The sequence below is a fragment of the Sedimentimonas flavescens genome (genome assembly GCF_025154035.1).
In the GTDB taxonomy this organism is placed as follows: Bacteria; Pseudomonadota; Alphaproteobacteria; order Rhodobacterales; family Rhodobacteraceae; genus Rhodobacter; species Rhodobacter flavescens.
This window is the reverse complement of sequence record NZ_JAOALJ010000002.1, coordinates 483,363-502,698: the sequence shown is the minus strand read 5'-3', so window position 1 is coordinate 502,698 and position 19,336 is coordinate 483,363. Positions and strand designations below refer to the sequence as shown.

Annotated in this window: 16 protein-coding genes and 1 tRNA gene; 7 read left to right on the top strand and 10 right to left on the bottom strand. The window is 64.6% G+C overall.

Annotation, left to right across the window (positions count from 1 at the left end; all coding sequences use genetic code 11):
* Positions 1 to 210 precede the first annotated feature (210 nt).
* The 4 genes from ccoG to ccoS are packed head-to-tail and all read left to right on the top strand — an operon-like array spanning position 211 to position 4,549.
* Positions 211 to 1,665, top strand: a complete 1,455-nt coding sequence (ccoG, locus tag N3C64_RS05815) for a cytochrome c oxidase accessory protein CcoG (RefSeq protein ID WP_218628844.1) — start codon at positions 211 to 213, stop codon at positions 1,663 to 1,665.
* A 24-nt stretch (positions 1,666 to 1,689) separates the two neighbouring features.
* On the top strand, positions 1,690 to 2,145 hold the full coding sequence (locus tag N3C64_RS05810; RefSeq protein WP_218628843.1) for a FixH family protein: 456 nt from the start codon (positions 1,690 to 1,692) through the stop codon (positions 2,143 to 2,145).
* 3 nt (positions 2,146 to 2,148) lie between these two features.
* Positions 2,149 to 4,383 (top strand): heavy metal translocating P-type ATPase, encoded by a 2,235-nt coding sequence (locus N3C64_RS05805; RefSeq protein WP_260012750.1) that lies wholly within the window; start codon positions 2,149 to 2,151, stop codon positions 4,381 to 4,383.
* Positions 4,384 to 4,390: 7 nt separating this feature from the next.
* Positions 4,391 to 4,549: a cbb3-type cytochrome oxidase assembly protein CcoS gene (gene ccoS, locus N3C64_RS05800; protein ID WP_218628841.1), complete on the top strand. Its 159-nt coding sequence runs from the start codon at positions 4,391 to 4,393 to the stop codon at positions 4,547 to 4,549.
* Between the two features lie 9 nt (positions 4,550 to 4,558).
* On the opposite strand, the gene N3C64_RS05795 is transcribed toward ccoS, so the two are convergent.
* From N3C64_RS05795 to rpmH, 9 genes are all read right to left on the bottom strand, one after another.
* Complete coding sequence (locus N3C64_RS05795; RefSeq protein ID WP_260013102.1) at positions 4,559 to 6,109, bottom strand: D-alanyl-D-alanine carboxypeptidase family protein; 1,551 nt, start codon at positions 6,107 to 6,109, stop codon at positions 4,559 to 4,561.
* A gap of 298 nt (positions 6,110 to 6,407) precedes the next feature.
* Positions 6,408 to 7,058: a ribosome biogenesis GTP-binding protein YihA/YsxC gene (gene yihA / locus N3C64_RS05790; protein WP_260012749.1), complete on the bottom strand. Its 651-nt coding sequence runs from the start codon at positions 7,056 to 7,058 to the stop codon at positions 6,408 to 6,410.
* Complete coding sequence (locus N3C64_RS05785; RefSeq protein WP_260012739.1) at positions 7,058 to 7,813, bottom strand: MOSC domain-containing protein; 756 nt, start codon at positions 7,811 to 7,813, stop codon at positions 7,058 to 7,060. The genes yihA and N3C64_RS05785 overlap by 1 nt, the downstream gene beginning before the upstream one ends.
* On the bottom strand, positions 7,810 to 9,642 hold the full coding sequence (gene yidC / locus N3C64_RS05780) for a membrane protein insertase YidC (protein WP_260012737.1): 1,833 nt from the start codon (positions 9,640 to 9,642) through the stop codon (positions 7,810 to 7,812). Before yidC ends, N3C64_RS05785 begins: the two co-directional genes overlap by 4 nt.
* A 178-nt stretch (positions 9,643 to 9,820) precedes the next feature.
* Positions 9,821 to 11,284 (bottom strand): EAL domain-containing protein, encoded by a 1,464-nt coding sequence (locus tag N3C64_RS05775; protein WP_260012736.1) that lies wholly within the window; start codon positions 11,282 to 11,284, stop codon positions 9,821 to 9,823.
* A 152-nt stretch (positions 11,285 to 11,436) separates the two neighbouring features.
* Positions 11,437 to 12,318 (bottom strand): tRNA 2-thiocytidine(32) synthetase TtcA, encoded by an 882-nt coding sequence (ttcA, locus tag N3C64_RS05770; RefSeq protein WP_260012734.1) that lies wholly within the window; start codon positions 12,316 to 12,318, stop codon positions 11,437 to 11,439.
* On the bottom strand, positions 12,311 to 12,580 hold the full coding sequence (gene yidD / locus N3C64_RS05765) for a membrane protein insertion efficiency factor YidD (RefSeq protein WP_260012733.1): 270 nt from the start codon (positions 12,578 to 12,580) through the stop codon (positions 12,311 to 12,313). The genes ttcA and yidD overlap by 8 nt, the downstream gene beginning before the upstream one ends.
* The gene (gene rnpA, locus N3C64_RS05760) at positions 12,577 to 13,074 is read right to left on the bottom strand and encodes a ribonuclease P protein component (RefSeq protein ID WP_260012731.1); all 498 of its coding nucleotides are present in this window, start codon (positions 13,072 to 13,074) and stop codon (positions 12,577 to 12,579) included. Before rnpA ends, yidD begins: the two co-directional genes overlap by 4 nt.
* A gap of 22 nt (positions 13,075 to 13,096) precedes the next feature.
* Positions 13,097 to 13,231, bottom strand: a complete 135-nt coding sequence (gene rpmH, locus N3C64_RS05755; protein WP_218628833.1) for a 50S ribosomal protein L34 — start codon at positions 13,229 to 13,231, stop codon at positions 13,097 to 13,099.
* 289 nt (positions 13,232 to 13,520) lie between these two features.
* On the opposite strand from rpmH, the gene N3C64_RS05750 reads away from it, so the two are divergent.
* Positions 13,521 to 14,924 (top strand): sensor histidine kinase, encoded by a 1,404-nt coding sequence (locus tag N3C64_RS05750; RefSeq protein ID WP_260012729.1) that lies wholly within the window; start codon positions 13,521 to 13,523, stop codon positions 14,922 to 14,924.
* A gap of 421 nt (positions 14,925 to 15,345) precedes the next feature.
* A tRNA-Arg gene (locus N3C64_RS05745) sits at positions 15,346 to 15,422 on the top strand.
* Between the two features lie 207 nt (positions 15,423 to 15,629).
* On the opposite strand, the gene ccrA is transcribed toward N3C64_RS05745, so the two are convergent.
* Positions 15,630 to 16,922, bottom strand: coding sequence for a crotonyl-CoA carboxylase/reductase (gene ccrA / locus N3C64_RS05740; RefSeq protein WP_218628831.1), 1,293 nt, complete (start codon positions 16,920 to 16,922; stop codon positions 15,630 to 15,632).
* Between the two features lie 306 nt (positions 16,923 to 17,228).
* Between ccrA and N3C64_RS05735 the strand changes: the two genes are divergently transcribed.
* Positions 17,229 to 19,193, top strand: a complete 1,965-nt coding sequence (locus N3C64_RS05735; protein ID WP_260013099.1) for an ethylmalonyl-CoA mutase — start codon at positions 17,229 to 17,231, stop codon at positions 19,191 to 19,193.
* Positions 19,194 to 19,336 lie beyond the last annotated feature (143 nt).

The following is a 19,336-nucleotide window of genomic DNA, read 5'->3' as shown; positions in this document are numbered from 1 at the left end:
GGGCGGGGCTTAGGTCCCGCCCAATTTCGTATTTGGGATACACATTTAGCGGCATGGTGTAATCTGTCAAAGCCTTATTCGGCCTGATTACCTGCACATGGCTAATTGCTGTATCGCAGACTTGCCTTTTTGACGCATGTCAAAGTCTTTTTTTCTGCTGCATAGCAGAAGGGACCCGAACATAGATTGCCTCAGCAAACGGAGAGAGTCGTGAGCTCGACCGATCAAGCCGATCCGCCCCCCCTTTACGCCGCACGCGAACCCGTCTTCCCCAAGCGTGTCAACGGTAGTTTCCGCTCCCTGAAATGGGTGCTGATGGCGGTGATGCTGGGCATCTACTACATCACCCCCTGGATTCGTTGGGATCGTGGCCCGGCGCTACCCGATCAGGCGGTGCTGGTTGACCTTGCGAACCGGCGCTTCTTCTTCTTCATGGTCGAAATCTGGCCGCACGAGTTCTACTTCGTCGCGGGCCTCCTGATCATGGCGGGCCTGGGGCTGTTTCTCTTCACCTCGGCCGCCGGTCGCGTCTGGTGCGGTTATGCCTGCCCGCAGACCGTCTGGACCGACCTTTTCATTCTGGTCGAACGCTGGGTCGAGGGCGACCGTAACGCCCGCATCCGTCTGCTGCGTCAGAAATGGAATGCCGAGAAAGTCCGCAAGCGGATCACGAAATGGATTCTGTGGCTGCTGATCTCGATCGCGACGGGCGGCGCCTGGGTGTTCTACTTCACCGATGCGCCCGAGCTGCTGAAGAACCTCGTTATCGGCGCGGCCCATCCGGTCGCCTATACCACCATCGCCGTGATGACCGCGACGACCTTTGCCTTTGGCGGCTTCGCGCGCGAGCAGATCTGTATCTACGCCTGCCCCTGGCCGCGTATTCAGGCCGCGATGATGGATGAGGACACGCTCGTCATTGCCTACCGCGAATGGCGCGGAGAGCCGCGCGGCAAGCTGCACAAGGGCGTCACGCCCGAAGGGCAGGGCGACTGCATCGACTGTAACGCCTGCTTTGCGGTCTGCCCGATGGGGATCGATATCCGCAATGGCCAGCAGCTGGAGTGCATCACCTGCGGCCTGTGCATCGACGCCTGCAACGAGATGATGGACAAGATCGGCAAACCGCGTGGCCTGATCGGCTATATGGCACTCAAGGACGAGTCGATGGAGCGCGCCGGCGGCCATCCCAAGAACGTCTGGAAGCACATCTTCCGTCCGCGCACGCTGCTCTACTTCACCCTCTGGGCCGGTATCGGCGTTGCGCTGGTCGTGGCACTGTTCATGCGCTCTCCGATCGATTTCAACCTGACCCCGAACCGCGACCCGCTCTACGTGATCCAAGGTGACGGCTCGGTGCGCAACATCTACACGATGCGCCTGCGCAACAAGGCCGGGGATGAGACGACCTTCCGCATCACCGTCACGGGTGAGAACGGCGCGCCGCGCACCGATCTGAACCTGCTGCTCGAAGGCGCCGAAGGTAACGAGATCTCGGCCCCCGCCGACGAGACGCTGACCCAACGTGTCTATATCGAGGCGCCGGCCGGATCGGCCCCCGCTCTGGCGGACCGCACCGAATTGCGTGTATGGGTGGAAGAGGTCGGCGCACCGGCGCGTGCGGCGGTGGATACCGTCTTCAACGGTACCGGCAAGCGCGACTAACGGATCACTCGGGAGCAGTTTCTCATGGCGAAAGAGATCACCGGAAAGAAAGTTCTGGCGATTGCCGTCGCGGCCTTCGGCGTCATCATCGCGGTCAACCTCGTGATGGCGTGGAAGGCGATCGCGACCTTCCCGGGGCTCGAGGTGTCGAACTCCTACGTCGCCTCGCAATCCTTCGACAAGGAGCGCGCGGCGCAGGAGGAGCTCGGCTGGAGCGTCGAGCCCACCTATGAGAACGGCACGCTTTCGCTGGTAATCCGCGACCGGGCCGGCCTTCCGGCCCGCGTCTCCGAACTCAAGGCGCTTGTCGGGCGCACCACCCATGTGCGCGCCGACATCGAGCCGGCCTTCACCTATGCGGGCGGCATCTTCGTCGCCCCGCTCACGCTCGAACCCGGCGCCTGGCTTTTGCATCTTGATGCAGTTGCGTCTGATGGCACGCCATTCCGTCAGCGCATCGACCTTTTCGTAAGAGGCTGATCCATGAGCGTCGCGCCCGCCGCTGGACGACTGACCGAAGCGCCCTCGGAGTTCACCGACGAGCATGTTTCGGCCTCGGCCTGCCCGGCCTGCCTTGCGGCGCCTTCGGCCGAAGATCTCGCGAGATCCGGCGACATCAAGGGCGCACGCCTGATCTTGTCGCTGCCCACGGCGCATTGCGCGGTCTGCATCAGCGATGTCGAGCGCGCCCTGCACCGCCACCCGGGCGTGCGCTCGGCCCGCGTCAACCTCACGCTCAAGCGCGTTTCCGTCGATGCCGAGGGTACGGTCGGCGCGGATGAGCTGATCAAGACGCTCGACGGAATCGGCTACGAGGCGCATGAGCTTGATCCCGGCCTGCTCTCTGCGACCGAGACCGACCGGCGCGGGCGCGATCTGCTGATGCGGATCGGCGTGTCGGGCTTTGCCATGATGAACATCATGCTGCTGTCGATCTCGGTCTGGTCGGGGGCCGAGGCCGCGACGCGCGACCTGTTCCACTGGATCTCGGCCGCGATTGCGCTGCCGACGGTGGCTTTTGCCGGGCAGCCCTTCTTCGCCTCGGCCTGGACCTCGCTGAAGGCTGGCCGGCTTGGGATGGATGTGCCGATCTCGCTGGCGATCATCCTGGCCTCCTCAATCTCGGTCTTCGAGACGATGAACCACGGCCATCACGCCTATTTTGACGCAGCGGTGATGCTGACCTTCTTCCTGCTCGTGGGTCGCTACCTTGACTATCGCACCCGCGCGGTAGCCCGCTCGGCAGCCGAGGAACTGGCCGCGCTGGAGGTGCCGCGCGCGACCCTGCTGCGCGATGGCGCCGAGGTCGTGGTGCCGGTGAACGAACTTGCGCCCGGAGATCTGATCCGCGTGCGCCCCGGAGCCCGCATCCCCGCCGATGGCGAGGTGACCGAGGGCACGTCGGAGACCGACCGCTCGCTTCTGACCGGGGAAAGCCTGCCGGTCTATGCCGGCCCGGGCAGCAAACTGAACGCAGGCGAGGTCAACCTAACAGGCCCGCTGACCCTGCGCGTGATCGCGGCGGGCAAGGACAGCGCGCTGCACCGGATGGCCGATCTGGTGGCGATGGCCGAAAGCGCCAAGACCCGCTACACCTCTCTGGCCGAGCGCGCGGCGCGGGCCTATTCGCCGTTGGTGCATATTCTCAGCTTCACCGCTTTCGGGGTCTGGATGTGGCTGACGGGGGGCGATCTGCGCTTTGCGATCAACATTTCCGCCGCCGTTCTCATCATCACTTGCCCCTGTGCGCTTGGCCTTGCGGTGCCGGCCGTGGTCACGGCAGCTTCGGGCAAGCTGTTCCGCAAGGGCCTCCTGATTAAGGACGGCACGGCGCTGGAGCGTCTGGCCGAGGTCGATACCGTTGTTTTTGATAAGACCGGCACGCTGACCATGGGCACCCCGCGCCCCGAGAACCTCGATGCGCTGAGCGCTGAGGAGTTCGGCGTGGCTGCGGCACTTGCAAGCGGATCGTCGCATCCGCTGGCCCGCGCGATCCATGATGCGGCGCAGGCACAGGCGCTTGCGGTCCCGCGGCTTGAAGACATCCGCGAGGTGCCGGGTTACGGCGTCGAGGGGCGCTGGAACGGGCAGGTTGTGCGTCTTGGCCGGGCCGATTGGCTTGGTGCCGAAGCGGGCGCCGCGACGGCGACGCATTTGCGGATCGGCACGGCCCATCCGGTGACGATCCGGTTCGCCGATCAGCTGCGCCCCGGTGCTGCCGAGGCCGTCCGTGCGTTGAGTGCGCAGGGCAAACGGGTCTTCCTTGTATCCGGCGATGTCGAGGGCGCGGTCAGCGCCCTAGCCGAGCGCCTAGGCATTGAGAACTGGCATGCCGGAGCCCTGCCGCAGGAAAAGGTGGCGCTTGTTAACGATCTGACGGCCAAGGGCGCGCGCGTGCTTATGGTCGGGGACGGGCTGAACGATACGGCCGCGCTGGCAGCCGCCCATGCCTCGATCTCGCCCGCTTCTGCGCTGGATGCGGCGCGGACGGCTTCGGATATCGTGCTTCTGGGGCAGGATCTTGCGCCCGTCGCCGATGCGCTCCGCGTGGCCGTTCAGGCGCGGCGGCGGATCAAGGAAAACTTCGCAATCTCGATCGTGTACAACATCGTTGCAGTTCCCATCGCGCTGATCGGCCTTGCCACGCCGCTTGCCGCGGCCTTGGCAATGTCCACGTCCTCGATTACGGTCTCGCTGAATTCGCTACGGCTGAAGTGAGGACGCGATGGGTGTTATCGCATTCCTGATCCCGATCTCTCTGATCCTCGGCGGCTTGGGGCTGCTGGCCTTCTTCTGGTCGGTCAAGGCGCGCCAGTACGAAGACCCCAAGGGCGACAGCGAGCGCATCTTGTCGGACGAATTCGACGACCACCCCAAAAGCTGATCGCGGGCCTTATGGCCCGATCACCGTGCATTCCGACGAGCGGGCCGTCAGGCGCGCACAGGCCAGTTCCGCATCGCCCTTCGTCATGCCGACGAAGTTCGCCTCATAGCCGGTCTTGCGGGTTGCGACCTTGCGCAGCGCCGTGCCAAGCGTGTCGCTTTCCATCAGCGCGGTTTTCAGCAGCAGCCGCTCGGCCGCATATTGCGACGAGAACTTGCCCAGGCTGATCCCCCAGTTGCGCCCGCCCGAGGACGAGGCGCGCGACACCACCTTTTGCTCGGCGCGCGGGGCCGGGGCAGGCGGGGTAAGGGCCGCAAGAATCACGGTGTTCGAGCGTGCAGCGGGGGCAGCCGCCATCGCCAGAGTCTCGGGCTGGGGCGCGGTGCTTTGCGCAAACAGGGGCTCATCGGGCGGAGCATCGCCTTCGGCGAGGCTTTCGTCGAACTCCGGCTCGGCCGAGGCCACCAGAGCCAGAGTTTCAGGCTGCGGCTCGGTTTCCTGCGCGAAAGCCTCACGCGGGGCTGCAACCGGGCGCGGCGTGCCTGCCGCGGCGGCAAGGACCAGAACTTCGGCCACGGGTTCAGGCGCGGCGGTAACTGCAGGCTCTGGCGCGGGCGTGGGCTCAACGGCAGCGACAACGGCGGGCGCTTCGACCGGCGCGGGTTGCACAGCCTCGGTTAGGGCGGCCAGAATCGCGTTGCCATCAAGCGTCGACTCGCCCGGGCGGGCGATAGGGCGCGGGCTTTGGGCAGGTGCGGCCGAGGCCACACGCTGCGGAGCCGCAGCGGCCTGCGCGGCGGGCGCCTGAGCCAAATATTGCAGCGGCTCGGGGCGCACTTCTTGCACGCGGTTCGGCGCACGACCGAAGCCGATATCGAGCAGTTCGGCCATCTTGGCGTTGCGCTGCGCGGTCGAGGTGCCACCGAAGACGGTCGCGATGATGCGTTTGCCACCGCGCTGCGCCGACGCGGTCAGGTTAAACCCGGCGGCGACGGTGTAGCCCGTCTTGATCCCGTCCGCGCCATCATAGGCGTCCAGAAAGCGGCGGTTGGTGTTGGCAACCTTGGCCATCCCGGCATCCGCCGTCCGGCGCGAGAAGATGTTGTAATACTGCGGATAATCGTAGAACAGCCGCCGACCAAGCGTGCTCATGTCCCGCGCGGTCGAGAGGTGCCCGGAACGGGTCAGACCGTTGGCGTTCTTGAAGGTCGTGTTGCTCATGCCAAGCGCCTTGGCCGTGCGGTTCATACGCGCGGCAAAGCCCGCCTCGTCGCCGCCAAGCGCGTCCCCGATGGCCGAGGCCGCATCGTTTGCCGATTTGATCGCGGCCGCGCGGATCAGGTAGCGCAGCGCGATGCGTTGCCCGGCCTTCAGGCCAAGCCGCGAGGGCGGCTGGCTGGCGGCGTTGCGCGAAATCGTGACCATCGAATCAAGACTGATCTCGCCATGCTCGACTGCCTGGAAGGCGATGTAGAGCGTCATCATCTTGGTCAGCGAGGCAGGATGCAGACGCGTGTCGGCGTTCTTGGCGTAAAGCACTTCACCCGAACGGGCATCCATCACGAAAGCAGCATAGGGCGCTGCCAGCACGGCGGCCGGCACCAGAAAAAGTATGAATGACAACAGCCCATAACGGACCCATCGCGCAAGCGTGGTCACGGTCTCAGCCCTTTTACTGCCTCGTGCCCCGATTGTTTTGATTTGGGGCTTTCGAGCAGCGTAGCACGGCTTTGTGAGGCTGAAAACCGTATTGTTTCAATGCGATTCACTGCGACATTCATGCATCGCGCAAGATCTCGTAGGCGCCGGAGGGGCGCTCACGAGGCATTGTGTGGCGAGGCGGGTTTTCCTGCGCGGATTATTCGAGATTGGCGATGATTGCCCGCAGCACGTCGACGCCTTCGCCCTTCTCCGAGGAAGTGACGACGATCTCGGGATGGGCTGCCGGGTGTGCGGCCAGTGCGCCCTTGACCTGTTCGATAACCTTCTCGCGCTCGGCCTTGCTGATCTTGTCCACCTTCGTCATCACCACCTGGAAGGTGACGGCCGAGCGGTCGAGCAGCGTCAGGATCTCGTCATCGACCTTCTTCACGCCGTGGCGCGAATCGATCAGCACGAAGGCGCGGCGCAGGTTCACGCGGCCCGAGAGATAGGATTTGAGCAGTTCCTGCCACTTCTTCACGACGTTCACCGGGGCCTCGGCAAAGCCATAGCCCGGAAGGTCGACCAGATAGGGGCCGCCCTGGGTCGTGAAGAAGTTGATCTCTTGCGTGCGGCCCGGGGTGTTCGAGGCGCGGGCGAGGTTCTTGCGATTGGTCAGCGCGTTGATCAGGCTTGATTTGCCGACGTTCGAACGCCCGGCAAAGCACACCTCGACCCGGTCCGCCGGGGGCAGGCCGGACATCGCGACGACGCCCTTGAGAAACTCGACGGGGGCCGCGAACAGAAGGCGCCCACGTTCGGCGGCCATCGGCTCGGGCGTCTCTGCCAGTTGGAATTGCATCTTCATCAGAGTACCTCGACGCTGTCGCCACGCGCGATCTCGCCGCCCGTGATCACTGTGGCATAGAGCCCGAATTCATGGTCGCCCCACTGCGCGTCCAGCAGTGCGAGCGTATCGATATCTGCGCTGCCGGTCTCGGGGTTGGCGCAGGTCGCGCGGCAGCGGGTGATCGGCATGGCGATTTCAAGCTCGGTTGCGCCGATCTTGAGGCGACGGCCGATCAGGTCACGCTCGGCCCCGGCGTTCCAGCCATCAACCCAGAGGTTGCCGCGGAAGCGATGGGGCGACATCGGCGTGCCCGCCCGTTGCGACAGCGCCGCGAGTGACCCGAGCGACAGGATCGACACATAGGGATCGGGCATGTCCGATAAGGCGGCGCCCGCCACGCTTTCGACCGAGCGCGGGGCTGGACGGTTTTCAGGCCAGAGCGGGCGCAGCCACTCGATCAGTTTGACCTGATCTTCGGCCCGGTCCGGTGCGATCCGCAGGTGCCACAGATCTGGGTGGGCCAACTCAATCGTGCCGTCGTCTTGGGTCTTGGCCTGAACCGCCATCAACCCCGGCGCCGCGACACCGCGCACGAAGTTCGTTTTCGACGCCCATTCTGACAGGGGGGCGTCGAACTTCGCGCCCTCATGGGCGATAGCCCAGACCCTGTCGAAAGGCAGAACGCGCCCCTTTGTCAGGGGCGCGCTGCGGATTTCCTCATATCCGACCGACTTGATTGGATGTCGGAAGATATGTGCCAGTCTTGCTGTCATTTCTTCGGCTTGTCTGCCGCGGGTTTCTTGGCAAAGCCCGAGCGGATATTGCCGAAGAGGTCGGGGCGTTTTCCGTGCATCGACATGATCGTGTACTGCTGAATGAACGTGATCGTGTTGTTCGCGATCCAGTAGAGCACGAGGCCCGAGGCGAAGCTGCCCAGCATGAACATGAAGACCCAGGGCATCCAGGCGAAGATCATTGCCTGGCTCGGGTCGGTGGGCGCCGGGTTCAGCTTTTGCTGGAGCCACATCGAGATGCCAAGCAGGATCGGCAGCACGCCGAGGCTGAGCATGAACAGCATCGAGCCGGGCTCGGGCGTTGCGAAAGGCAGCAGGCCGAACAGGTTCAGGATCGAGGACGGATCGGGCGCCGAGAGGTCCTTGATCCAGCCCAGCCAGGGCGCGTGGTAAAGCTCGATCGTGACGTAGATCACCTTGTAGAGCGAGAAGAAGATCGGGATCTGCAGCAGGATCGGCAGACAGCCCGCAGCCGGGTTGACCTTGTTCTTCTTGTAGAGCTCCATCATGCCCTGCTGCATCTTCATCCGGTCGTCGCCCGCAGCGGCCTTGAGGGCCTCCATCTCGGGCTGCAGTTCCTTCATCTTCGCCATTGAGATGTAGGACTTGCGGGCCAGCGGGAAGACCAGCGCCTTGATGATGACGGTCAGAGCGATGATCGCCCAGCCCATGTTGCCGATTGCGCTGTTCAGCCAGTGCAGCAGGCGGAACATCGGCTTGGTCAGGAAGTAGAACCAGCCCCAGTCGATAGAGTCGATGAAGCCCTGGATGCCGCCCTCTTCCTGGTAATCGCGGATGGCTTCCCATTCTTTCGCGCCCGCGAAGAGGTGGGTGGCGACATCTGCCGAAGTGCCGGGGGCAACCTCGACGACCGGCAGGCGGGCCTCGGCCTGGTACAGGTCCGCCCCTGCGGTGTATTTCACGACCGAGTTGAAGTTGCCGCTCATCGGCGCCAGCGTGGTCATCCAGTACTTGTCGGTAAAGCCGATCCAGCCGCTTTCGAGCGCGGGCAGAACCTCGGCCTGGCCTTCACCCTCGACCGGGTCGAGCTTGGTGATGTCCTTGTACTTGATCTCTTCGAGCTTGCCGTCGGTCATACGCACCGCGCCTTCGTGCAGCACGTAGACGCGGTTGCCTTCGGGGATGCCGTGGCGGGCGATGATGCCGTAAGGGGCAAGGCGGACAGTAGCGCCGGTGTTGTTCTCGACGCGCTGCGTGATGGTGAACAGGTAGTTCTCGTCGATCTCGATCTTGCGGTGGAACACAAGGCCCGCGCCGTTGTCCCAGGTGATTTCGACCGGGGTGGCGGGGGTCAGGGCTGCGCCCTCCGGAGCACTCCAGACGGTGCGCGGGCCAGGGACCAGCGCCGGGTCGAGGCCGCCAGCCGGGGCCCAGCCATAGACCGCGTAATAAGGATGCGCGTTCAGCGCGGTGTCGCCCACGGGCGAGAGCAGCCGCACCAGCGGCGAGTCCGCGTCGAGCGTTTCCTTGTAATTCTTGAGCGACAGATCGTCGATCCGGCCGCCAAGAAGCGAGATCGAGCCGGTCAGCGCCGAGGTTTCGATCTCGATGCGCGGGGTCTGCGCGAGGGCGGCCTGCGCTGCGGCTGCGGCGTCGATCACCGCGCCCGGCGCGGCCTGTTCGACGGCGGTCGGGATGGCCGGGGTCGCGGGCGAAGCCGTCTGCTCGGCCACGGCCGTTGGATCGGCGGGCGCGGGCTGCTCTGGCGGGAACAGATATGTCCAGCCGATCAGCACAGCGGCCGAAAGCGCGGTCGCAAGGATGAGGTTCTTGTTCTGATTATCCATGTCGGGCAGTCCACCAGCCGTTCCAGGTTCGGGGTGGTTCAACAGAAGGGGCAGGGAAAGGTCAAGCGATTTTCCTGTAAAACAGCCCCTGGCGCGGCCAGAATGGCGTTTTAGGTCTCAGGATACCGTGCGTCGGTCGGGCTTGCGCGCTTTCCCGCCTTTGCCCGCGTGGCGTTGCTCAGACACCGCCCCCCTGCAACAGCCTTGGCGTCGCGGCGAGTTTAGCGCGGTGTCGATGCTCCCACTCGCACAGATCGCCCATCGCCATCGGCCGAGCGATGGCCTTGCCCTGCACATGCCGACAGCCAAGTTGCGCCAGCAGCGTATGTTCCGCAGTTGATCCGACCCCGTCCGCCAGTGTCTCAAGCCCCAGCTTCTCGGCCATCGCGATCAGCGCGGCGACGGACTGACGCTGTTCGTCATGGCTGTCGAGCTTGCTGACAAGGCTGCGGTGGATGCGCAACCTGCGCGCTGCGGTGCGCCGAATCGCGCTGACCGAGAGCGGCCCGTTGCCAAAGCCCGCAAGCTCGATACCGCAGCCCAAGGTGGCCACGGCGCCAAGGTTGAGCCAGATCACCTCGTCGTTCAGATGCGCCATGACATCTTGCATCAACACCAGCCGGATCTGCGCGGGCGCAACATCGAAGCGGTCGAACTCCCATTTCAGGCGTTCGGGCAGCTTGGGGTTTCCCAACAGCCCGGCGCAGAAAGGCAGCGAGACGGGGCCTGTCGCGATCCCGCGCCGCTCCCACTCGCGCAGGGCGGTAAGGCTTTGATAGAGCATGATTTCCGCAAGCCGCTCGCGCAGATGGGGCGAGTCGATGGTGCCCATCACGTCCTCAACCTCGGGTGCCCCCTCGACCGGATTCCGGATCCAGCGCGCGACGGCTTGGACGCCGGACAGCGCGCCGGAATCGGTGTCGAGCTGCGGCTGGAACAGCGTGGTGACCTGCCCGTTCTCGATGGCCTCGCGCGCGATCCGGTTGGGCGAAACCTGCGCCCCGACCGCGCGGTGCTGATCGTTCGAATAGGCGCGGATGGCGCTTGGCCCGCTGCGGCTGGCCTGCATCGCGGCGTTCTCGGCCGCGCTCAGCAGCGCCTCACCCGAGCGCGCCGGGCTGCGGCCCATCTGGCAAAAGCCGACATGGCAGGTGGCGGCGACCGTATGCCCCGAGATCGGCAGCGGCAGCTCGCAGGCCGCCTGAACGCGTTGCGCCAGCTGGATCATGGCCTCCAGATCGGGATAGGCCGTGGGGTTGAGCATGATGGCAAAGCGCGCGCCCTCAAGCCGGGCCAGCCGGTCGCTGTCGCGCAGGACGCCGCGCAGCCGCTCGCCCGTGCGGCGCAAGATCAGGTCGAACTCGGTTTCGGGCATCTCGCGGGCAAGGGCAACGGGATCGTCGAGACCGAGGACGAAACAAGTGGTGCTGCGGGCGGTCGCGGCGGCGTCGTCAAGCAACATGCCCATGATCTCAACCGCCTCGGCGCGCAGCGGCAGGCCGGTCACCCCGTCGCGGGGCTGCTCGCGCGGGGTGGGCGCCCCAAGCGGGCGGGTGGACCAGGCCACGGCGATGGCAATCGAGGCGACCACTGCCAGCGCCTCCCCCCCGAACCAGAGCCCGGCAAGGGCGATCGCGGGCAAGAAGATCGCCAGCTCGCTGCGCAAAACGATTGGCTTAACCCTGTCGAATATACCCCGTAACGCTGAACGTCCCATGATAACCCCCATCTGGCAGCGCGAGGGTCCCCACCCGTCGCACCGCAAAGGCTAGGGGTAATCTGGTCAGCGAAGCGTTAATCGGCGTTGCGCAAATTCGGGATGTTTTGGGTAAAATCGTCGCTTTCCGCGACCGAGCGCATCAGTCCGGCAAAGTCGAACACGCCCGGATCGCACAGATGCGAGGGACGCACGTTCATCAGGGCGCGGAACATCACCTGACGGCGGCCGGGGCTGCGGGTCTCCCATCCGTCGAGGATCTGCTTGACCTGCTGGCGCTGCAAACCGTCCTGGCTACCGCACAGATCGCAGGGGATGATCGGGTAGTGCATCGAGCGCGCGAATTTCTCGCAATCGGCCTCGGACACGAAGGCCAGCGGGCGATAGACGAACAGATCGCCTTCCTCGTTCACCAGCTTGGGTGGCATCGTCGCCAAACGCCCGCCATGGAACAGGTTCATGAAGAAGGTCTCAAGGATGTCATCGCGGTGATGGCCCAGAACCACGGCGGAACAACCCTCTTCCCGCGCGATGCGATAGAGGTTGCCGCGCCGCAGCCGCGAGCAGAGCGAGCAATAGGTCCGCCCCTGAGGGATCTTGTCCACGACGACGGAGTAGGTGTCCTGATACTCGATCCGGTGCGGCACGCCCATGTCCTCAAGGAACTTGGGCAGCACGGTCGAGGGGAAGCCCGGCTGCCCCTGATCGAGGTTGCAGGCCAGCAGATCGACGGGCAGCAGGCCGCGCCATTTCAGCTCATGCAGGATGGCGAGCAGCGTGTAGCTGTCCTTGCCGCCCGAAAGGCAGACAAGCCAGCGCGTGCCGCGCTCGATCATGCCGAACTTTTCGATCGCATCGCGGGTCTCGCGCACGATGCGCTTGCGCAGCTTCTTGAACTCGGTCGTCGAGGGCGCGCCTGCGAAAAGCGGGTGGATCGGGGCGTCATCATCGTCAAGCATCGTGCTTATCCTTCGCGCGGTGGGCGTCGAATTCGGGGTCGGCGCCGGGCACCGGGTCATAGCCGTGGCCGCCAAGCGGGTGGCAGCTTAGGATGCGCTTGGCCGCTAGGTACCCGCCCTTGAACGCACCGTGTCGTTGCAGCGCCTCAAGCGCATAGACCGAACAGGTCGGCTGGTAGCGGCAACCGTGGCCGACCCAGGGGCTGAGCAGCAGCCGGTAGGCGCGCACGGGCAGCGCGAGGATATGGGCGAGCGGGCTCATCCCTTGCCCCTTCGCTTGCCCTTGGCCGGCTCGCCGCGGGGGCGCGCCTGTTGCGCGCGGCCGGAATGGATGTCGTTCAGCGCGCGTTTCATATCGGCCAGCAGGGCGGCGAAGTCGCGGGTCGCGGTGGCCTCGGGGCGGCCGACCAAGACGTAGTCCCAACCTGCCTGACCAGCCTCGGGCAGCACAAGCCGCGCGACCTCGCGCAGGCGGCGCTTGGCGCGGTTGCGGGCAACGGCATTGCCGAGTTTCTTGGAGCAGGTGAAGCCGATGCGGATCAGATCGGCAGGGCCTTCATCCTCGCGGCGCTTGCGCGCCTGCAGCAGGAAGCCCGGTGTGCCCTGGCGCAGGGCCGAAGCCGCGCGCAGAAAATCTGCGCGCTGGCGCAGAATCTCGATCCGTGTCGCACTGGCAGGCAGACAAACGGAAACCGCCGGCGCGCTTCCCGTACACCGGCCCTTGGGGCCAGTCACGGGAGCCTCCGGCGGCGTCATGGCTTACGTGCCGTTCCCGGCCTTACGCCGACAGAACGTGACGGCCCTTGGCGCGGCGCGCGTTGAGAACCTTGCGGCCCCCTTTGGTCGCCATGCGGGCGCGGAAGCCGTGGCGGCGGGCGCGGACGAGCTTCGACGGCTGATAAGTGCGTTTCATCGCGGTTACTCCGGGTTCTGTCTACGGTAGGGCTACGCGAATTTCGGATTCGGCAGCCGCTCATATTCGAAGCCCGGGCTATAGTGGGGGTTCGGCAGCAAGTCAACGGATCAGACGCGGATTTTTCGCCCCCGCGGTGGAGTTTACGGCCCTGTCCGAAGATAAGATGTCTTGGCGGCCTTCCGCGCAAGTGGCAGGCTCCCTATTTATTGCGCGAAGCATTTGGTATTACGTGGAAATGCCGCCTATGCGGCGAACTGGCGGGAATTCCCCCGCGATGTGACGGGACATGGCGATCAACACCCTCTCGGGGCGCTTTCTGATTCTGACGACGATGTTCGTTTTGCTGGCCGAGGTGCTGATCCTTTTGCCGGGCATTGCGAATTTTCGCGAGGACTATCTTCAGACCCGGCTTGAGCGCGCGCAGATCGCCTCGCTGGCGCTGCTGACCACCGATCAGATGATCGAGCCCGATCTGGAGGAGGAGCTTCTGGCCAATGCGGGCGTGTTCAACGTCGTGCTGCGGCGCGATGCGATCCGCCAGCTGGTGCTGTCCTCGCCGATCCCGCAGCAGGTGGCGGCGAGCTATGACCTGCGCGAGACGCCCTATTGGAAGCTGGTGCGCGATGCGCTCGCGGTTTTGGCCGATCCGTCGAACCATGTGATCCGGGTCATCGGCGATCCGGTGCAGAAGGGCGGGCTGGTCATCGAGGTAACGATGGAAACCGGCCCGATGCGAATCGCGATGATCGAATATGGGCTGCGGTTGCTGACGCTCTCGGCGGCGCTCTCGGTCGTCACGGCCATCTTGTTGTTTGCGCTGGTGCGCCAGTTGATGGTGGAGCCGATCAAGCGCGTCGTGGCGCATATGGCGGCATATGCCGAGGCCCCCGAGGACGCGCGCCGCATCATCGCCCCCGAGGCGCGGATCGTCGAGCTGCGCGTGGCCGAGGATGCGCTGGCCTCGATGCAGCGGCAGCTGACCTCGGCGCTCAAGCAAAAGGAGCGTTTGGCACAGCTCGGGCAAGCGGTCGCCAAGATCAGCCACGATCTGCGCAACATCCTGACCACGGCGCAGCTCTTCGCCGACCGGATGGAGGATTCGGACGACCCGGGGGTGCAGCGTGCCGCGCCCAAGCTGATGAACTCGATCGGCCGCGCGGTGAACCTGTGCGAGACAACGCTGGCCTTCGGCCGCGCCGAAGAGCCGCCGCCAACGCTGTCGCGCTTCATGCTCTCGGGGCTGGTGGGCGAGGTGGTCGAGGGTGAACAGCCCCCGGCGGATGCCGCGCAGATCGACTTCGTCACCGATATTGCGCCGAACCTCGTGATCCGCGCCGACCACGAGCAGCTATATCGCGTGATCTCGAACCTTGTGCGCAATGCCCGTCAGGCGATCGAGGCCACCGGCAAGCCCGGCACCATCGAGATCGGCGCGGGTGAGGAACCCGAGGGCTGGTGGATCCGCGTGCAGGACACCGGTCCCGGCCTGCCCGAGCGCGCGCGCGAACACCTGTTCCAGCCCTTCTCGGGCGGCACGCGCAAGGGTGGCACGGGCCTTGGTCTTGCGATCTCGGCCGAGCTGGTGCGTGGCCACGGCGGCCGGCTGGAGCTGGTGCGCACCGATGCCGACGGGACCGAGTTCAAGCTGCACCTTCCGCGTGAGTTCGATCTGCCTGAACGCGCTGCCTGAGGCGAGGGCCCGCGCGTAGGACGTCGGACGTCCTAGCGAAATGCATGACCGGGGCGCGCGAATTTCTCTGAAGGATCGGGCGAAGCCGCTGATCATCGATGCGCCCCGATACTGGCCGGGTTTGATGCAGCGAATCCGGCCCTCACCAGAACCGGCGCCGTGACACGCCCGAGATTGGGGGCCGGCGGTCTTGGTGCCGTCTGGCGTGCTCCTGGCCGGGCGCGCTTTCTGCTGTTTCGCAAGTCCTCGCCGGCGCTGTCGTGACAACCCGAGCAAGCAGGGCGGCATCCTGAGTGCATTTTTCTCAACGCAGAAAGGGGCCGTCGCGCCCCCGCGACGAGGGGCAGGAAATAAGTTTCGGGAAACGTCGATTTAGTCCTTGCAAAGCCCCGAGTCGGGGGCTAAATCCCACCTCCACAGCGGACCCGTAGCTCAGCTGGATAGAGCACCAGACTACGAATCTGGGGGTCGGGCGTTCGAATCGCTCCGGGTCCGCCATTTAACTTCCTGACATCGTTAGAAGTTTTCGCCGCGCTTTTCAGCGCGGTCTTGGCGTTTCGTTTTGCGGCAGGTTTGGAGCCGCCAAGCGGGGCAGCCCCGGATTCGGCGCTTCGGATCAGAGCGGAAAAGCACCGTCGTGCCCGCGCAAATGAAAAACCCGCGCCCTTGAGGGGCGCGGGTACTCACTGAAGACCAGGCGTAAAATCACGCCTTGGGGCCAGCCTCCAGCGCATCTTCGAAGGTCCGAAGACCGGTACGCGGCACCTGCACCAGCACAGCCATGTTGCCCGGCTTGTGCTCGTTGCGCATCATCTTCATGTGCGCTTGCGGGATCTCGTCCCAGGGGAAAACTTCCGACATGCAAGGATCAAGGCGGCGCTCAAGCATCATGCGGTTCGCCGATGCAGCTTGCTTGAGGTGGGCGAAGTGCGAACCCTGCAGGCGCTTCTGGTGCATCCACATGTAGCGCACGTCGAAGGTGCAGTTGAAGCCCGAGGTACCGGCGCAGATCACGACCATGCCACCCTTCTTCACCACCAGAGCCGACACCGGGAAGGTCGCCTCGCCGGGGTGTTCGAAGACCATGTCCACGTTCACGCCCTTGCCGGTGATATCCCAGATCGCCTTGCCGAACTTGCGGGCTTCTTTCAGCCAGTCGTTATACTCGGGCGAGTTCACCTTGGGCAGTTGGCCCCAGCATTTGAAGTCTTTGCGGTTGATCACGCCTTTGGCGCCCAGCCCCATGACGAACTCGCGCTTGTCCTCTTCCGAGATCACGCCGATGGCATTGGCGCCCGCTGCGTTGATGAGCTGGATCGCATAGGAGCCAAGGCCGCCCGAGGCGCCCCAGACCAGAACGTTCTGCCCCGGCTTGAGGTCATGCGGCTCGTGACCGAAGAGCATGCGATAGGCAGTGGCCAGCGTCAGCGTGTAGCAGGCGCTTTCTTCCCAGGTCAGGTGCTTGGGACGGCGCATCAACTGCTGCGCCTGCACGCGGGTGAACTGCGCGAAGGAACCGTCATGGGTCTCGTAGCCCCAGATCCGCTGCGAGGGCGAGAACATCGGATCGCCGCCGTTGCATTCTTCGTCGTCGCCATCGTCCTGGTTACAGTGGATCACGACCTCGTCGCCCACTTTCCAGCTCTTCACCTTGTCGCCGACTTTCCACACAATGCCCGAAGCATCGGAGCCCGCGATGTGATAGGGCTGCTTGTGGCCATCGAAGGGCGAAATCGGAACCCCGAGGCCGGCCCAGACGCCGTTGTAGTTCACACCGGCGGCCATCACGAGCACGAGCACCTCGTGGCTGTCGATTTCCCAGGTCGGCACGACTTCCACCTGGAAGGATTTGTCCGGCTCGCCGTGACGCTCGCGACGGATCGACCAAGCGTACATGTTCTTCGGCACATAGCCGAGGGGCGGCATTTCGCCGATTTCGTAAAGGTCTTTTTCCGGTGCGTCGTATGGTGCGATACCGGTGTTCACGTCGAGGGCCATGAGCATCTCCTGTTTCGGTCGCCGCGCCGCAGAATCGGGCGGGGATTGCTGACCGGAATAATCTTGAGCGCGCAACAATGCAATGCCTGACGTTACGATTTTGTAATTTTGTGTCTCTTGAATATGTGGCGCTTGATGGATTCCTGCTTTGTTATAAAGCGCATATGCGATTTGCCGATGCGGCGCAGCTTGTGCCGCGCCGCGGCGAATTGACAGGGACATATTCTTTCGCATATCAGGTTCCTGCCCGCAATTTTGTTGCGGGAACCAGAATCGACCGTGGACCCGGAGGCCGCCATGACCGAGATGACCAAACCCGCCAAGGACAAGCCCTGGCTGTTCCGTACCTATGCAGGCCATTCGACGGCGGAAAAGTCGAACGCGCTCTATCGCATGAACCTCTCGAAGGGGCAGACCGGCCTCTCGGTTGCGTTCGATCTGCCGACGCAGACGGGCTACGATTCGGACCATGTTCTCTCGCGCGGTGAAGTCGGCAAGGTGGGCGTTCCGGTTTGCCACCTGGGCGATATGCGCGCGCTGTTCGACCAGATTCCGCTGGAACAGATGAACACGTCGATGACCATCAACGCGACCGCACCCTGGCTGCTGTCGCTCTATATCGCCGTGGCCGAGGAGCAGGGCGCCGATGTATCGCGACTGCAAGGCACGGTGCAGAACGATCTGGTCAAGGAGTACCTCTCGCGCGGCACTTACATCTGCCCGCCCAAGCCCTCGCTTGCCATGATCACCGATGTGGCCGCCTATACCGCCGAGCATCTGCCGAAATGGAACCCGATGAACGTGTGTTCCTACCACCTGCAAGAGGCCGGTGCGACGCCCGAGCAGGAACTGGCCTTCGCGCTGGCCACCGGCATCGCGGTGCTCGACGATCTCAAGAAGAAGGTTCCGGCCGAGGGCTTCCCGGCAATGGTCGGACGCATCTCGTTCTTCGTGAACGCGGGCATCCGCTTCGTGACCGAGCTGTGCAAGATGCGCGCCTTCACCGAGCTGTGGGACGAGATCTGCCTTGAGCGTTACGGCATCGAGGAAGAGAAATACCGCCGCTTCCGCTACGGCGTGCAGGTGAACTCGCTCGGCCTGACCGAGCAGCAGCCGGAAAACAACGTCTATCGCATCCTGATCGAGATGCTCGCCGTGACGCTTTCCAAGAACGCCCGCGCCCGCGCCGTGCAACTGCCCGCCTGGAACGAGGCCCTTGGCCTGCCGCGCCCGTGGGATCAGCAGTGGTCGCTGCGCATGCAGCAGATCATGGCCTATGAGACCGACCTGCTGGAATATGGCGATCTGTTCGATGGCAACCCCGCCGTGACCGCCAAGGTCGAGGATCTCAAGGCTGGCGCCCGCGCCGAGCTGGAGACGCTCGATTCCATGGGCGGCGCGATTGCGGCCATCGACTACATGAAGGGCCGTCTGGTCGAATCGAACGCCGAGCGGATCAACCGCATCGAGGCGAACGAAACCATCGTCGTCGGCGTGAACCGCTGGACCGAGGCCGAGCCCTCGCCGCTGACCGCGGGTGATGGCGGCATCATGGTTGTCGATCCGGCTGTCGAGACCGATCAGGTTTCCCGCCTCCAGCAGTGGCGCAATGGCCGTGACGCCGAGGCAGTCGCCAAGGCCATCGCGCAGCTCTCGGCCGATGCGAAAGCGGGCAAGAACATCATGCCCGCCTCGATCGCTGCGGCAAAAGCGGGCGTGACCACCGGCGAATGGGCCGGCGTGATGCGCGCGGTCCACGGCGAATACCGCGGCCCGACCGGTGTGTCGCGCTCGCCCTCGAACAAGACCGAGGGGCTGGACGACATCCGCGATGCGGTGGATGCGGTCTCGACGCGGCTTGGCCGCCGCCTGAAGTTCCTTGTGGGCAAGCCGGGCCTCGACGGGCATTCGAACGGCGCCGAGCAGATCGCCTTCCGCGCCCGGGATTGCGGCATGGATATCACCTACGAAGGTATCCGCATGACGCCCGAGCAGATCGTTGCGCGCGCGCTCGAGGATGATGCGCATGTCGTCGGTCTCTCGATCCTGTCGGGGTCGCACCTGCCGCTGATCGAGGAACTGATGGAGCGCATGCGCACCGCGGGCCTGAACCACGTGCCGGTGGTTGTCGGCGGGATCATCCCCGACGAGGACGCGCTCAAGCTGAAATCCTACGGCGTCGCGAGGGTCTATACGCCCAAGGACTTCGAACTAAACCGCATCATGATGGATATCGTCGCGCTGGCCACCCCGGCCTCCGTCGCGGCCTGATCCCAGGCCGGGGGCTTCGCGCCCCCGGACCCCCGCGAGGTATTTGGACCAAGAAGAAATGCCGCCTTTCTTCTTGGCAAAAATACCTTCGCCGAAGGCATCCGCACCCGCCGATTTCGAGCCTTTCGGAGGGCGCGCCTGCC